The 15,487-nt window shown below is 51.7% G+C and carries 11 protein-coding genes and 1 pseudogene; all 12 read left to right on the forward strand.

What is annotated here, in order from left to right; translation table 11 throughout:
- The first annotated feature begins 29 nt into the window (after positions 1-29).
- The 12 genes and pseudogenes from B9T62_RS09810 to B9T62_RS09865 all read left to right on the forward strand — a co-directional run bounded on the left by B9T62_RS09810 (position 30) and on the right by B9T62_RS09865 (position 14,884).
- Positions 30-1,139 carry a rhamnogalacturonan acetylesterase gene (locus B9T62_RS09810; protein WP_425436644.1) on the forward strand — a complete coding sequence of 370 codons (1,110 nt, stop codon included), beginning with the start codon at positions 30-32 and terminating at the stop codon, positions 1,137-1,139.
- A 133-nt stretch (positions 1,140-1,272) separates the two neighbouring features.
- Positions 1,273-2,064 carry an SDR family oxidoreductase gene (locus tag B9T62_RS09815; RefSeq protein ID WP_087915089.1) on the forward strand — a complete coding sequence of 264 codons (792 nt, stop codon included), beginning with the start codon at positions 1,273-1,275 and terminating at the stop codon, positions 2,062-2,064.
- 239 nt (positions 2,065-2,303) lie between these two features.
- Positions 2,304-2,978, forward strand: a complete 675-nt coding sequence (locus B9T62_RS09820) for an MgtC/SapB family protein (protein WP_169834511.1) — start codon at positions 2,304-2,306, stop codon at positions 2,976-2,978.
- Positions 2,979-3,108: 130 nt separating this feature from the next.
- On the forward strand, positions 3,109-4,098 hold the full coding sequence (locus tag B9T62_RS09825) for an aldose 1-epimerase (protein WP_087915091.1): 990 nt from the start codon (positions 3,109-3,111) through the stop codon (positions 4,096-4,098).
- Between the two features lie 139 nt (positions 4,099-4,237).
- Positions 4,238-5,254, forward strand: a complete 1,017-nt coding sequence (locus B9T62_RS09830) for a substrate-binding domain-containing protein (protein WP_087915092.1) — start codon at positions 4,238-4,240, stop codon at positions 5,252-5,254.
- A 26-nt stretch (positions 5,255-5,280) separates the two neighbouring features.
- The gene (locus B9T62_RS09835) at positions 5,281-7,152 is read left to right on the forward strand and encodes a cache domain-containing sensor histidine kinase (protein ID WP_087915093.1); all 1,872 of its coding nucleotides are present in this window, start codon (positions 5,281-5,283) and stop codon (positions 7,150-7,152) included.
- Between the two features lie 43 nt (positions 7,153-7,195).
- Positions 7,196-8,413 (forward strand): response regulator transcription factor, encoded by a 1,218-nt coding sequence (locus B9T62_RS09840; RefSeq protein WP_087915094.1) that lies wholly within the window; start codon positions 7,196-7,198, stop codon positions 8,411-8,413.
- 166 nt (positions 8,414-8,579) lie between these two features.
- Entirely contained in the window at positions 8,580-9,668 is a 1,089-nt protein-coding gene (gene chvE, locus B9T62_RS09845) for a multiple monosaccharide ABC transporter substrate-binding protein (RefSeq protein ID WP_087915095.1), read from the forward strand.
- Between the two features lie 99 nt (positions 9,669-9,767).
- Positions 9,768-11,296, forward strand: a pseudogene (gene mmsA, locus B9T62_RS09850) (multiple monosaccharide ABC transporter ATP-binding protein).
- Positions 11,297-11,300: 4 nt separating this feature from the next.
- A complete protein-coding gene (gene mmsB / locus B9T62_RS09855; protein ID WP_087915096.1) occupies positions 11,301-12,461 on the forward strand; it encodes a multiple monosaccharide ABC transporter permease in 1,161 nt (386 codons plus the stop codon).
- 181 nt (positions 12,462-12,642) lie between these two features.
- Entirely contained in the window at positions 12,643-13,314 is a 672-nt protein-coding gene (locus B9T62_RS09860; RefSeq protein ID WP_087915097.1) for a TraX family protein, read from the forward strand.
- 52 nt (positions 13,315-13,366) lie between these two features.
- Entirely contained in the window at positions 13,367-14,884 is a 1,518-nt protein-coding gene (locus B9T62_RS09865; RefSeq protein ID WP_087915098.1) for a copper amine oxidase N-terminal domain-containing protein, read from the forward strand.
- Positions 14,885-15,487 lie beyond the last annotated feature (603 nt).

The following is a 15,487-nucleotide window of genomic DNA, read 5'->3' on the forward strand; positions in this document are numbered from 1 at the left end:
AACTTAAGCCAGAAAGGTGAATGACGGAATTGACTTCTTATCAGTTTGATTTTGGTCTTCAAGCTGCAGCCTCCGGTTACACGAAAGTGTCGCCGGAGACGCTGTATACCCAAGAGCTGGGTTATGGATTCACGGCAGGGTCCACGGTTTATGGACGTTCCCGGGGAGGGGTTGATCCTCTGCGCAATGACTTCTGTATTCCCCATAAGGCGGTATTCCTGGCAGATATTCCGGATGGCGTGTACCGGATATCCCTGCTTCTTGGCGATTTGATTGCCGACACCAGCACGGTTATCCGGGCTGGGGAAGGCAAATTTGTGTTGGATACGCTGAATGTGCCCTCCGGACAGTTCCTGCGGGACGGGTTCTCGCTGTGCATCCGGAGCGGGCAGCTTCGACTCTCCTTCTCGGGAGCGGCACCACGCATCAATGCGCTGGAGATTGTACCGGATCTCGAAGGGCTGACTGTATTTGTGGCCGGCGATTCCACCGTGACGGATCAGCCGGAGGACGGTTACCCGTATGCAGGCTGGGGACAGATGCTTCCCGGTTTCTTCAAGCCTGGCGTTGCTGTAGACAACCGCGCATTGTCCGGGCGTAGTACACGCAGCTTCATCCATGAAGGGCTGTTCAGCGGAATTATGGCTGACATCCGCCCGCGTGATTATCTGTTCATCCAATTTGGCCACAATGACTCCAAAGTGGATGAAGCGCGTCATACCGAGCCCTTCACCACGTATAAGGAGAACCTGCTCACGATGATTACCGAGGCCCGCAGCGCAGGTGCCATTCCGGTATTGGTTACCTCCATGCACCGGCGTAATTTCGACGCCGATGGGGTAATCAGAGATAGCCATGGCGACTATCCGGTAGCCATGAGAGAACTGGCCGCCGCAGAGCAGGTGCCGCTGATCGATCTGCATGAGAAGAGTCGCCGGCTGTTTGAAGCCTATGGACCGGAAGGCTCGAAGGATCTGTTTATGTGGAGCTATCCGGGGGAATTTATTCAGCATCCTGCCGGTGTGCAGGATAATACTCATTTCCAGATCCTTGGCGGGCGTCTGCTGGCCGAATTGGTAGTGGAAGGCATCCGTGAAGCCGGACTGCATGACCTTGTGATTTATTTGCGGCAAGGCTAGAGCGCGCTGGAATGAACCAAGAGCAATCCATACGGATAAACTTCCCGGCGGTTCATCTTCTTGTATGTGAGGTAAAGGTTAGGGAAAGAACTAACTGGAAAGCTTGCATATTCCACAAGGAGGAAACGCTGATATGGCTGATCTGAAATTGAAAGGCAAGGTAGCAATCGTAACTGGAGGCGGCTCGGGAATCGGACGGGCATCCGTACTCGAATTTTCCAGAAATGGCGCGAAGGTAGCGCTGCTGGATCGCACGGTTGAAAATGCGGAGAAGGTAAAACGTCAGGTAGAGGCAGAAGGCGGCGAAGCGGTGGTCATCGAATGTGATGTTGCCCAGCCCGAGCAGGTGGAGGCCGCAGTGAAACAGGCAGCAGCCCAGTGGGGAAGGCTGGATATCGTCTTCGCCAACGCAGGCATTAACGGGGCAATGACACCGATTGAAACGATGGATATCGAATCCTGGGATCAGACGATACAGATTAACCTGCGCGGAACGTTTGCGACGGTCAAATATGCCATTCCGCATCTGAAAGAGAGCGGGGGCAGCATCCTGATCAACAGCTCTATTAACGGGAACCGTGTCTTCTCTAATGTGGGCTTCTCGGCCTACAGCACCACCAAGGCCGGACAGGTTGCCTTCATGAAGATGGCAGCTCTGGAGCTGGCCCAATTCAAGATCAGGGTCAACGCCATCTGTCCGGGAGCGATCAAGACCCATATTGACGACAATACCTATCCCTCCGACGATCTGAAGGAAGTTCAGATTCCTGTGGAGTTCCCGGATGGCGGAGAGCCGCTCGAGAAGGGGCCGGGACGGCCGGATCAAGTTGCGAAGCTCGCCTTGTTCCTGGCATCCGAGGATTCGGATCATATCACCGGAACCGAAATTTATTGTGACGGTGCAGAATCATTGCTGCATGGGTAAGCTGGACAGAACTATTCAATGAGCATGCGTTATTTTTTGGTGAGACGGCGGCGGCTGACTTCCTGTTCTGTGCTATCCCGTTAAGGGATATGGGCATGTGACGGAAGAAGGCACGCCGTTTTTCTATAAATCAGGTGATATCTACCGTTGTTTTCCGTTATAATAGATTATCTGTGCAGAAAGGGGATTGGACCGTGGAAATATTACATTTGGATTCATTAATTAAACTGCTTGTGGCCATGCTGTTCGGGCTGTTCATCGGCATCGACCGTCAGCTCAAACAAAAGCCGCTGGGGATTCGGACCAGTATGGTCATTAGCATCGCAAGCTGCCTTGTCACCCTGGTATCTATTCATGCCTTTGACAAATTCTCAGGCCCGGACCATCCCAACATGGACCCCATGCGGCTTGCTGCGCAGATTGTCAGCGGAATCGGGTTTCTCGGCGCAGGGGTGATTCTGCGCCGAGGCGGAGATGCGATCTCCGGCCTGACCTCGGCTGCTCTGATCTGGACGGCATCCGGCATCGGCATTGCCGTTGGAGCGGGCTTTTATGTGGAAGCGGCTTATGCGGTAGTGCTGCTGATGTTCGCAGTCAATGTCGTGCCGCTGCTGATCCGCTCTCTTGGCCCGGAGGTGCTCAACAAACATGAAGTTTCAGTCAAGATTATTACGGAGGCCAACTTTGTGCTGACTGAGGTGATCCAGAAGATTGAGCGCCGCCATCTCGGCACCCAGCGTAAGTCGAGAGGGCCGGGCCGTTCGATCCGCCGCATTAAGATCAAGGACCTGGAGGACGGCAGACAAATGATCGATATGGTGCTGTCTGCACCCGATACGGATTATGCCACTGAAATTTATTATGATGTGAAGCAGATTGAGCATGTGATGAGCGTAGAGGTGGCGCAGCTATAAAATTGCCATGTTTCCACTTGTGAAGATGTGGTAATCTAGGAGGTGTCTTCAGAATCGGTAATTAGGTTTGAAGACACGCTCTAACAAGTGGAGAGCATTTTATAAGAGTATAGAAGGGAGATTGAAGGATATGACAATTACAGCCTATGAAGGACAATATGAGGGAGAAGCAGCCGTGTGGCTTAAAGCCGGACGTTATGAGGCGGCTATCCTGCCGGGAATCGGAGGCAATCTGATTTGTTTCCGCGATCACGAAAACGGTTACCGTTTCCTGCATGAACCCGGAGCGGAAGAGATGGAAGCGTTCAAGGCAAACCCGGGCATCCACGGAATTCCCGTATTATTCCCTCCGAACCGCTATGAGGACGGAGAATTTCCCTGGAACGGCCAAACTTATAAATTCCCGGTCAATGAGGCCGCGACTGGCAACCATCTGCACGGGTTCTTACATACGGCAGCTTGGGAGGTAGAAGACTTCGGGAGCGGCAAGACCGAGAGCTACGTAACGGTCCAAATCAAAGTGGATGAGTCCCATCCATCCTATGCCTACCTGCCGCACAAATACACGATCAAGCTGCGCTACAGCCTTGGCGAAGGCGGATTGACCCAACAACTGCTGGTGCACAATGACGGAGACGATGTTATGCCCTGTCTGTTGGCCTTCCATACCGCGGTTAATGCCCCGTTTGCATCGGGCAGCGCGGCTCAGGATTACCGGGTGAAGCTGACTATCGGCGAGCGCTGGGAGCTGAGTGACCGGATGCTCCCTACCGGCAAGTTTCAGGAATTGCAGACAGAGGAGCTGGCCCTGCAGGGAGAAGGCGTGTATCCTTTTTACGCGGCAATGGACAACCACTACACTGCAGTGGCCCAGAACGGCCGCAACCGCATGGAACTGACCGACACCAAAGCCGGCGTGACCCTTGTTTATGATGTGGGAACCTCCTACAAACAGTGGATGATCTGGAACAACGGAGCTACCGAAGGCTTCTTCTGCCCAGAACCGCAAATCAACCTGGTCAATGCGCCCAAGGTAGACCTGCCCGCAGAAGAAATCGGCTTGTTCAGCCTCAGTCCGGGCGAGTATTGGGAAGAAAGCAGCCGCTTATACGTGAAATAGAAGCTGCTTACGTCATAATATCGAATAGCTAGGCCAAATGGGGTTCGCAGAAGTTATTTCTGCGTGCCCTTTTTTAAAAACGCGAACCTTAACTGTTCTGCGTTTATACATTAACGTGATTTATGAAAGGGGTTACAGAGTGAAGAAGCTGGGCCTTGTATACCTGCTGCTGATTGGAATCTTCGTCGTTTATTTGCTGAACTACAGGCTGCAAGCCAATAACGTGGATCCTTGGGAAACTGCCGGTTTGCGGGGGAATCTGGAAGATACCTACGTTATGCTTACCTTTCAGATTGGCATAGATTACTGGAAAAGTGTGCTTAAGGGTTTTGAGGACGGGGCTGAGGATCTGAACGTATCGGTTGAATACCACGGTTCTACCCAGCATAATGCGAACGAGCAGATGACTGTGCTGGAGCAGGTGATTGCCAAAAAGCCTGCCGGGATTGCCATTTCCGCTGTGAACTCCAAGCTTTTGACGGAAACCATCAACAAAGCTGTTGAGAGCGGGATCCCGGTGGTAATATTCGATTCGGGCGCGCCTGACAGCAAGGCCTATTCGTTCCTGGGTACCGATAATTACAAGGCCGGAGCTGAGGCAGCGCGCAAAATGGCTGATTTGACCGATGCCAAAGGCGAAGTCGCCATTATTACAACACCGGATCAGCATAATCATCAGGAACGTACGGCAGGCTTCACCGATACCATCCGCGAGCACTATCCCGCTATGAAGCTGGTTGCCATCAAGGATGGGCGGGGAGATCAGTTGGCTTCCAGAGGGGCTGCCGAGCAAATTCTAGCCGATTATCCACGGCTGGCCGGGATATTCGCCACGGAATCCAAGGGTGGAATCGGAGTGGCTGAAGCCGTATCGGCAGCGAAGGGGAACAGCGCAGCACTGCCCAAAATCATCAGTTTTGACACGGATAAAGAGACCCTGGACTTGGTGAAGAAGGGGGGGATCTCGGCGACAATGGCGCAAGGTACCTGGAATATGGGCTACTGGTCCCTTCTGGAACTGTTTCAGCTTCACAGGGATCTGGCAGCCGATCCCGCGGTCTATAAGAATAATAAACTGCTGCCTGTCCCGGGCATGGTGGATACGGGCATCGACGTTGTAACGCCGGTGAATGTGGACAACTATTATGCGAAATAGGGGTATGCAGGGGGAGGTGAGCGAATATGCGCCAAGATATGCAGCTGCTGAAGAAGTTAAGAATGAACAATCTGCCTATCCGGTATAAGCTGATCTTTCATTTTCTGCTTATCAGCATTCTGCCTGCGATTGGTCTTGGCCTGCTTATTGGCTGGACGGTAGACCGGATCGTAGAAGATCAGAGCAATGCGAACACGATGCAACTGATCGGCAAAGTGAACGCTGTGATTGAGAATGATGTGGAGAACTTGCAGAAGATTACGTACCTGATCTCTTTTGATCCGGCGGTGCAGACGTTTATGAACGGCGGGATCAAGCCGAATCTGCAAGAAGGAAGTGCAATTCCTGACGGGGAATCGGTGGAATATAATATCCGTAAATTCTTGCAGGGATTCAGCACGCTTAGCTCGGAAATTGCCGGGATTATGCTCGTAAACAGTGCAGGGGACAGCATCAGCAATGAGATGTATGCCCGGCCTGGAACTCTGGCCACCCAAGAGGAGTGGTACCGGGAAGCAGCCGCGAACAAAGGGATCTTCAGAATCATTGGCCATCCGTATAACCGGTCTGTAAGGTCGCATGTGGATTATAAGGAAAGCGAGGTTGTGTCTGCGGTAAGAGCCATTGTCGATCCTGAAACTCAAGTCGTTCTGGGCGTAGTCTTGGTGGACTTGAAGCTGCGGGTTATTGCCGAGACAACCAGAGAGGTTACGCTGGGCAAAACAGGCTATTTGACCGTTGTGGACGGCGGTGGGGAAATGATCTACGCTCCGCAGCAATCCTTGATGAAGAACATACCCGCAGAGCTGTTCCCGGAGAAGTCCGGAATTACGTCGGTAAAAGTGAACGGCCGCCCTTTGCAGCTCATATACAGGACCTCGTCATTTACGGGCTGGACGATAATGGGCGTCTTCCCAATGGAGGAATCGGCTTACGGTGTACGGGAGATCACCTTTAATGTGGTGACCTTTGTATTTGTCGTCTGCCTGTTGGGCATGACGGCCTCCTTTTATTTGGCGTATTCCATATCCCGGCCCATTGGCCAGTTGGCTTCCTTCATGAGCAAAGCCCAATCCGGGGATTTAACCATCCGTTATTGGGGGGACCGCTCTGATGAGATTGGGATGTTAGGCCGGAGCTTCAACGCGATGCTGGCCCAGATTGGGCGCCTCCTCTCTCTGACGGCATTGCAGGAACGGCAGAAGCGGGAGGCGGAGCTTCGCAGCCTTCAGGCCCATATTAAGCCGCATTTTTTATACAATACGCTGGATACCATTCACTGGATGGCCCGCAGCAAAGGGGCGGAAGACATCGCGGAAGTGGTACAGTCTTTGTCCAAGCTGTTCCGTCTGGGCCTGAGCAAAGGCAGCGACAGTATTCCGGTCTCCGATGAGCTGGAGCATATCGTCAGCTATTTGAAGATCCAGCATGTCCGCTATAGCAGTAAGCTGGCTTACAGCATAGAGGTGGAGCCTCAGCTCCGGGAGCTGTATGTACTGAAGCTGCTGCTGCAGCCGATTGTTGAGAATGCGATTTATCATGGCATTAAGGAAAGGCGCGGCCCGGGACATATTGCCATTGCGGTAACTGAAGGCGAAGGAGATTTGTACTTGACTGTCAGGGATAACGGAGCGGGCATTCCACCGGAGAAGCTCATGATGTTGAACCGCAAGCTGGAAGAAGCCGGAACCGAAGGGGAGATCGCAGCAGCCGGGCCGCCCATTGCAGCAAGTACAGGCAGCGGCTACGGCATTCTGAATGTACAGGCCCGGCTGCGGCTAACCTGTGGCCAGCCGTATGGCCTGCATGTCGAGAGTGAATGGGGAGTGGGGACCACGGTGACGGTGAGGCATCCGATCGTGCGGGACAACTGCTGGACGAACCACGGGTCCGCTTAAGACTATTCTTAAGCGGCAAATGTCTACTTATGGAGGGGTCGCAATGGAACTATGGAAAGTTATGATTGCGGATGATGAAGATATTATCCGTGAGGGCATCAAGCATTCTGTGGATTGGAAATCGCTGTCGATGCAGGTGGTGGCGGAAGCGGAGGACGGCGAGGAAGCCCTGGAGCTGGCGCTGCGGAATGCCGTGCATATTGCACTCGTTGACCTCAACATGCCGATTATGCATGGACTTGAACTGATGAGACGGATCAGGGAACAATTGCCCGGATGTAAAATTGTAGTCATCACCGGTCATGATGAATTCACCTATGCCCAGGAGTCGATCCGTTTGCAGGTGAATGACTATATCCTGAAACCCGCCGATCCGCAGCAGTTAACCCAAGTGCTGTGCGGGATGCGGGATGAGCTTGCTGCCGAACAGCAGAAGCGCCTCCATCTGCAGCAGGCTTCACAGCATATTCTCAAGAATTTTCCGCTGTTGCGCGAACGATTCTGTCAGGAATGGCTGGAGGGCAGCCTGAGCCCGCAGGAGATCATGGAGCAGCTGCAATTTTTACAGCTCCCGCAACGGGTGCCTCATCTCATCGGAATAATCCGCTGGAGCTGGGAAACCCGGTATTCGGGCATGAAGGAAAAAGAGCGCCAGCTTTTTCTTTTTGCGATTGAGAATATCGCTGCTGAGCTGCTTAACGATTATCCCAAGGTGCTGTTCCGGGATTCGTCCGGCCTGATGGTGATTCTGCTCTGGGAGGACGGGGCCGAAGGGACAGTGGGGCGGATCGGACAAGAGGTGCGCGCGAATCTGGGAATCGCTGTCGAAGTTGCCAGCGAGCCGGTCGAGGGAGAGCTCAATCAGCTGCTGCTCTGTTACCATAAGTGCCGGGCTGCATTATCCAGGGAAGTGCCGCTGTCCCCACTGGTCCGCAGAGCCAAATTGTATATTCTGGAACATTACAGTGAATGTGGCATGACGCTGGAATCCATTGCGGGGATGCTGCAGACTTCACCGGTCTATCTCAGCCGGTTGTTCAAGCATGAGCTTGGCGAATCCTTTGGTGTGTATCTGACGCAAATCCGCATCCGCAAAGCGGCGCAATTGCTGCATTCCACTGAAATGAGCATCTATGAAGTCGCGGAACGCTCCGGTTATGAGACCCAGCATTATTTCAGCACTGCTTTTAAAAAGCAGACGGGTGTATCTCCGCTCCAGTTCCGTAAGGGAGCGGGCCCGGCTGAAGGGGATAACGCTTAAAAAGCGCCTTCCCATTCTCATGGCCTGTTGTAGTGTAAGTTTGATTTTTATAAAAAGAGTAGCTTCCGTGTAAATACACTTCTAGTCTCCCCTTGCTATACTCATCGTGTCAACCGGGGAGCGTTCCCCGTGAGGGCAACAGAATAGTCTGGGGGGTCGCGCTAAAATGAAGAAATATGCATGGATGCTGGTGGCAATGGCACTTGTACTGGTTGTGGCTGCTTGCGGCAACGGGAAGGATTCGAGCGGTACAGCCGAAGGGAACAAAGGTAAGGTGGGAATCGCCATGCCTACGAAATCCTCGGAACGCTGGGTGAATGACGGCAACAACATGGTCAAGGAATTCGAGAAACTGGGTTACGATACCGACCTGCAATATGGGGAAGATGTCGTGGAGAATCAGGTCTCGCAAATTGAGAATATGATCACCAAAGGCGTGAATGCGATTGTGGTCGCTTCCATTGACGGAGAGTCGCTGACCGATGTGCTGCAAAAGGCGCATGATGCCGGCGTTAAAGTCATTGCCTATGACCGTTTGATCAAAAAAAGTGAATATGTAGACTATTACGCAACCTTCGATAATTTCAAGGTCGGTGTGCTGCAGGGCTCTTATATTGAAGAGAAACTGGGGTTGAAGGATGGCAAGGGACCGTTCAATATCGAATTGTTCGGTGGTTCACCGGACGATAACAATGCCTATTTCTTTTTTGACGGCGCAATGTCGATCCTTCAGCCTTATATCGATTCAGGCAAGCTTGTGGTCCGCAGCAAGCAGACGACGATGGCGCAAGCTGCAACCCTCCGCTGGGACGGTGCAGCCGCCCAGGCCCGCATGGATAACCTGTTGAGCGCCAATTATGCCAGCGGGAGTCTGGACGCTGTGCTGTCCCCTTATGATGGAATCAGCATCGGGATCTTGTCCTCACTCAAAGGAGTAGGATACGGCACGGGTGACAGAAAGCTTCCGGTTGTAACCGGTCAGGATGCAGAGCTGGCTTCCGTCAAGTCCATTCTTGCCGGGGAGCAGACCCAAACCGTGTTTAAGGATACCCGTGAGCTGGCCAAGAAAGCGGTGGAAATGACCGAAAGTGTGCTTCAAGGAACGGAAGCGGAAGTGAATGATACGACCACTTATGACAATGGAGCCAAAATTGTGCCTTCGTATCTGCTGGAACCTGTCTCTGTGGATCAGATCAATGCAGATCAAGTGCTTGTAGACAGCGGCTATTATACCAAGGATCAGCTCGCCGAATAACCGGCGGCTCTGATTCCTGCAACTGGGTGCGGCGGTGGCCGAATGCGGCTGCCGGATGCACCGGATAGAATAGTCACAAGGAAAGCTGGGTGAGAAGCAGTGGCGGAGTTTATATTGGAGATGAGAGGGATTACAAAGACCTTCCCGGGTGTCAAGGCGCTGGCCAATGTGAATCTGAAGGTAAAGGAAGGCGAGATACATGCCTTGTGCGGCGAGAATGGTGCGGGCAAGTCCACGCTGATGAAAGTGCTTAGCGGGGTTTACCCTCATGGAACCTATGAGGGGGATATATTATTTAGAGGACAGCTTTGCTCATTTAAAGATATCAAAGATAGTGAAAATCTTGGAATTGTCATTATTCATCAGGAGTTGGCGCTGATTCCGTATTTGTCGATCTCGGAGAATATCTTCCTCGGCAATGAGCAAGCAAGGCACGGCGTGATCAATTGGAACGAAACAACGGTGAAGACACGGGAACTCCTGCAGACCGTTGGACTTAACGAGTCGCCGTCTACAGAGGTGTCGATGATCGGCGTAGGCAAGCAGCAGCTTGTTGAGATCGCCAAAGCGCTTTCGAAGCAAGTGAAGCTGTTGATTCTGGATGAACCGACAGCCGCACTGAACGAGAATGATAGTGAGAATCTGCTGATGCTGATCCTCGAGCTGAAACGGCAGGGCATTACCTCCATTATTATTTCACATAAGTTGAACGAGATCGAAAAGGTAGCGGATACCGTTACCATCCTGCGCGATGGGCAAACGATTCAGAGCCTGGATATGAAGCTGGATCAGGTTACCGAAGATATCATCATTAAAGGCATGGTCGGCCGCGATCTGACGCACCGGTATCCTGAGCGAATATCACATATCGGGGAGACGATCTTCGAGGTCCGTGACTGGGAGGTCTATCACGAGGTGCAGAAGGACCGCAAGATTCTGGATCACATCAACATCCATATCCGCCGCGGAGAGGTGGTTGGCATTGCCGGACTGATGGGAGCCGGTCGTACGGAATTGGCGATGAGTATATTCGGCAGAGCTTATGGCAAGCGGATCAGTGGCCAGGTGCTGATGCATGGCAAGGCGGTGCAGTTGGACGATATCCCCAAGCTATCAGCAGCGGACTGGCCTATGTGACGGAAGACCGGAAGCAATTCGGACTGATCCTGATCGACGATATCAAACGCAATATTTCCTTGGGCAGCTTAAAGAAGTTATCGCAGCGCGGCGTCATTAACCAACATGAGGAGGTGCTGGTCGCTGAGGAATACCGGAGGAAGCTGAACATCAAAACACCGAGTATTTTGCAAAAGACGGTCAATCTCAGCGGCGGCAATCAGCAGAAAGTCGTTCTCAGCAAATGGATCTATGCGCAGCCGGAAATTCTCATCCTGGATGAACCGACCCGCGGGATTGATGTTGGAGCCAAATATGAAATCTATTCCATCATCAACCAACTGGCGGCGGAAGGCAAAGGCGTGCTGGTCATCTCTTCCGAGCTTCCGGAAATTATCGGTATGTGCGACCGGATCTATACAATGTGCGAAGGGCGCATTACCGGCGAGTTCGAGCGGCAGGAAGCTGCTCAGGAAACACTGATGAAACATATGACACGAAGCAGGGGGTAACCGCATGGGGGCATTACAGGGAATTGTGACAAAAAACATCCGCCAGTATGGCATGATTATTGCGCTGATCTTCATTTCGATTTTATTTCAGATCCTTACAGACGGCATCTTGCTCAAACCGTTGAACGTTACGAACCTGATTTTGCAGAACAGCTATATTCTGGTCCTGGCCATCGGGATGGTACTGGTCATCATCACGGGTCACATCGACCTTTCAGTGGGTTCGGTGGCTGCATTCATTGGCGCATTGTCCGCCATAATGATGGTCGATATGCAGTTGAATCCTGTACTTGCTGTAATTTTGTCCTTGCTTATGGGGGCGCTTGTTGGCGCGTGGCAGGGCTTTTGGGTAGCCTATATTAGAATACCTGCCTTTATCGTTACCTTGGCGGGAATGCTGCTGTTCCGCGGTTTGACCATGATTGTGCTGAATGGCCAATCCATTGCGCCTTTTCCTAAAACTTTTCAAAAAATAAGCTCCGGTTTTATTCCCGATGGGTTCGGCGGAGGTTCGATGCATCTTCTCACCATCCTTATCGGCGTGATCTGTTCGCTCCTTATCGTCTACCAGGAATTCAGAACCCGCAAGATTACGTTGAAATACGGTTTTGAGCAATCTTCAGTCTGGTTGTCTATAGTAAAAGCCGCCGTGTTGGTCATTATCATTAACCTCTTCACTGTGGTGCTGGCCCAATATAACGGAATTCCCAATATTCTCGTCATTCTGCTGATTCTAATTGCCATTTATTCGTTTGTGATGAACCGGATGACCATGGGCCGCCATATTTACGCGCTTGGAGGCAATGAGAAAGCCGCCGGACTGTCCGGTGTCAAAACCAAACGTGTCACGTTCTGGGTGTTCGTTAATATGGGGGTGTTGGCCGCCTTGTCCGGCCTGGTGTTTGCCGCTCGGCTTAATTCAGCCACACCCAAAGCGGGAACGAACTTTGAACTGGATGCGATTGCTGCCTGTTTCATTGGCGGCGCCTCTGCTTCCGGTGGTATTGGAACCGTGATTGGAGCCATTATTGGCGGTCTTGTCATGGGGGTAATGAATAACGGAATGTCCCTCGTCGGCCTTGGCGTTGATTGGCAGCAGGGCATTAAAGGTCTGGTGCTGCTGCTTGCGGTTGGGTTCGATATTTATAATAAGTCGAAGACGTAATCCTCTCCTGGGAGTATGGCGTCTATCCATAGAAGGCTGCTCCCGTAACAATCGGGGGCGGCCTCTTTGACATACTTAATCTGCGAATTATAATCTAGTGCTTGCGGCTTGAGGGAAAACATTAGATAATAGGATGAAAAATGTCAGGGAGCCGAGCATCCCAAGCTGAAGGAGGACTGCAATGCAAATTATCGCCATGCTGACGATGCTAATCGACCACATCGGCTATATTTTTTTTCCGGGAGAACTCACTTGGAGATACGTGGGAAGAATTGCTTTTCCAATTTACTGCTATGCGCTGGTACAAGGGCATATACATACATCATCCAGACCTAAATACCTGCTGCGTCTGCTGTTGATCGCTCTGATTGCCCAGGTGCCTTACAATCTGGCACTGGACCCGGGCGGCTTAAATGTGGTATTCACCTTGCTGCTCTCGGCGCTTGTGCTAGTGCTGCTGGATAAGCTGCCAAGTCCATGGCTTGGGCTGCCGGTGGTGGTAGCCGCCTGTGCATTTATGGAATACTTCCCGCTCGACTATAACGCTTATGGGCTGCTTTTGGTGCTGGTGTTCCGCTACACCCGTTCCTACGGGGTAGTCATCGCCCACTTTGTGCTTAACCTGTTCTATTTCTTCTATCTCCGCTGGGAAGTGCAGATGCTTAGTATTGTGCCCACTCTGTTAATCGGCTTATTGCCTGTGTATTGGGGAGCGCTGGAGCGGCACCGGATTCCGCGCTGGGTCTGGTGGGCTTTTTATCCGGGTCATCTGGCAGTTTTAGCCATTGTCAGGTTTCTTGTTTCGGATGAATGGGTACATATAGAGTGGCGGAGTTTACTGAATTTAGGGTGAAATCCAAACTGTGAATTACGATTCAACCAATATAGGGTAGAGGAGACATGTTATGAGTAAAATGAAAGCAAGGACAAGGTGGTTGCTGCCTGTTATCGCACTGCTGCTGGTATTGGCCGGCTGTCAACCTGTCGGAGGAATGGATGTAGGGAAAGCGCTGGAAGGGAATTTGGATGTCAAATCCTCTGAATCCAGCATGAGCTTCTCAGTGAAGGCTGTTCCTGCTGCAGGAATCAGCGCCGAAGACCAGGCTATGGTTGATCTGGTGAACTCCTTTACGCTGCAGGTGTTTAATGCCAAGGTGCAGGACAACGGCAACGTGTCTGCAGCAGGGTCTATCGGCTTTAAGCAGATGGATATTCCGTTCTCGTTGTTTATGAACACAGATGCTGTCGTATTTAACGTAGAAGGTGCCAAACAGCCATTTTATATTCCACTTACCGATGATGAAATGACACTTGCGCTGCAAGGACTGGATACAGCCAAAGCACAGGAGCTGACGAAACTCCTGACCAAGTTTATCGTCCGTAACCTGCCTAACCCTGAAGTGATCAATATCACACCAGTGACGGAAGCGGTCTATGGAGAACAGCTTAATCTGACCAAGATCCATGCTGAAATCAGCGGCGACCAGCTTCCTGCTCTTCTTAAGGAATTCCTGAAATCGATCTCTAAGGATACAGAGGGATTCACCCAAGTCATCAGCGGTTTATATGATTACCTCTACCCGATGATTAAGGCAGAAGCCATGGACAATGGAAACACCCTTGATCTCGGATTCGCAGAGATTCCACTGGACGACAAGGAAGCGGTAGTGACCGTTGTACACGATGCTGCCAAATTAGGCGTCGACGCATTGCTTCTGGTCTATGATCAGCAGCTTGCCCGCATGTATGAATCCACGCCTGAGTTGAAGACGGTTCTCGGCAAGGGAACCAGTCTGAAGACAGATATCTTCATGGATAGCTCGCTGCATATCCGCAAGCAGACGATGGACCTGAATGTGGCGCTGCCGCCAAGCGATGAGCTGCCGCTCGAGAGCATTTCTTTCAAGGCTGAAACACAGAACTGGAATATTGGCGGAGCTGTAAAAGCTGATGTAATCAGTGCTGAAGGGGCCCTGGATGTTTCAACGGGGAGCTTGACTCCTGGTGAGACACTGCGCAATTTCGAGACCAACTCGGATGTGTACCGCATCCTTAAGGAAGACATGGGAATAACCAAGAAGGAGATTAGTATCGGTCCGGATGATGACTATTATTATCCGATTGTAGACGGCAACACCACATATGTGCCTTTGCGTTATTTTGCCGAGGATTTGGGTGCTGATGTGGAGTGGGATACAGTGAACCGTGCGATCGTGGTTACCGATGATGTTTATGGGGATACGCTTATTTTCAAAATCGGCTCAGCCGACGTAATGGTCAATGGCACCAAAGTGAAGCTGGAGAAGCCAGTGTTCGTAGATGAATACGGCGATGCTTATGTTCCGCTGCGGATGCTGGCCGAAGCCCTTCATGCCAAGGTGGAGAAAGCTCCGGACGGCTGGATTGATATCGTACGCGAATAATATTCCTCAAAAAAAGGTTGCCCGCGCAGAAATGTGCGGGCAACCTTTTTTGTAATGTAAGAAGGTTTTGCGAATTCCGCAGGAACAGCCCGCCTTTGCCCTTAAGATCTTGCGCATTCCGAAGGAACAGCCCGCCTTTGTCATTTAAGATCTTGCGCATTCCGAAGGAACAGCCCGCCTTTGTCATTTAAGATCTTGCGCATTCCGAAGGAACAGCCCGCCTTTGCCCTTAAGATCTTGCGCATTCCGAAGGAACAGCCCGTCTTTGACCTTAGCCCCCGGCGTGCATCCCGTCAGGGATAGCGGGCCGGACAGTGCGGCGTTCAAGCGGTCCCGCAGGGATAAGCGCTCTCCCCACCCAGCCTACTAATCACAGTACCGCCAGGCTCATTCGCCAAACTTGCAGGTGTCCAGAGGGTGCAACCCTTTGGGGCCCTCCCTTGGAAGGGAGGGTTTGGGAGGGATCGATTTTGGAAAGAATAAATAGCCTCATGGACCCTCACAATAAGAGGTGTTAAACAATCCAACTGCTGCGCAAGCGGAAGGAGGTATTGTATTCCAGGATAAAAAGTGTTAAGATAAACAAAAGTAAGTAACTTAAAT

The organism is Paenibacillus donghaensis, from assembly GCF_002192415.1.
Taxonomy (GTDB): Bacteria; Bacillota; Bacilli; order Paenibacillales; family Paenibacillaceae; genus Paenibacillus_AQ; species Paenibacillus_AQ donghaensis.

Coding starts and splice junctions, on each gene's coding strand:
- B9T62_RS09815 (WP_087915089.1), top strand. CDS start 1,273: ATGGCTGATCTGAAATTGAAAGGCAAGGTAGCAATCGTAACTGGAGGC.
- B9T62_RS09820 (WP_169834511.1), top strand. CDS start 2,304: ATGCTGTTCGGGCTGTTCATCGGCATCGACCGTCAGCTCAAACAAAAG.
- B9T62_RS09825 (WP_087915091.1), top strand. CDS start 3,109: ATGACAATTACAGCCTATGAAGGACAATATGAGGGAGAAGCAGCCGTG.
- B9T62_RS09835 (WP_087915093.1), top strand. CDS start 5,281: ATGCGCCAAGATATGCAGCTGCTGAAGAAGTTAAGAATGAACAATCTG.
- B9T62_RS09840 (WP_087915094.1), top strand. CDS start 7,196: ATGGAACTATGGAAAGTTATGATTGCGGATGATGAAGATATTATCCGT.
- chvE (WP_087915095.1), top strand. CDS start 8,580: ATGAAGAAATATGCATGGATGCTGGTGGCAATGGCACTTGTACTGGTT.
- mmsB (WP_087915096.1), top strand. CDS start 11,301: ATGGGGGCATTACAGGGAATTGTGACAAAAAACATCCGCCAGTATGGC.
- B9T62_RS09860 (WP_087915097.1), top strand. CDS start 12,643: ATGCAAATTATCGCCATGCTGACGATGCTAATCGACCACATCGGCTAT.
- B9T62_RS09865 (WP_087915098.1), top strand. CDS start 13,367: ATGAGTAAAATGAAAGCAAGGACAAGGTGGTTGCTGCCTGTTATCGCA.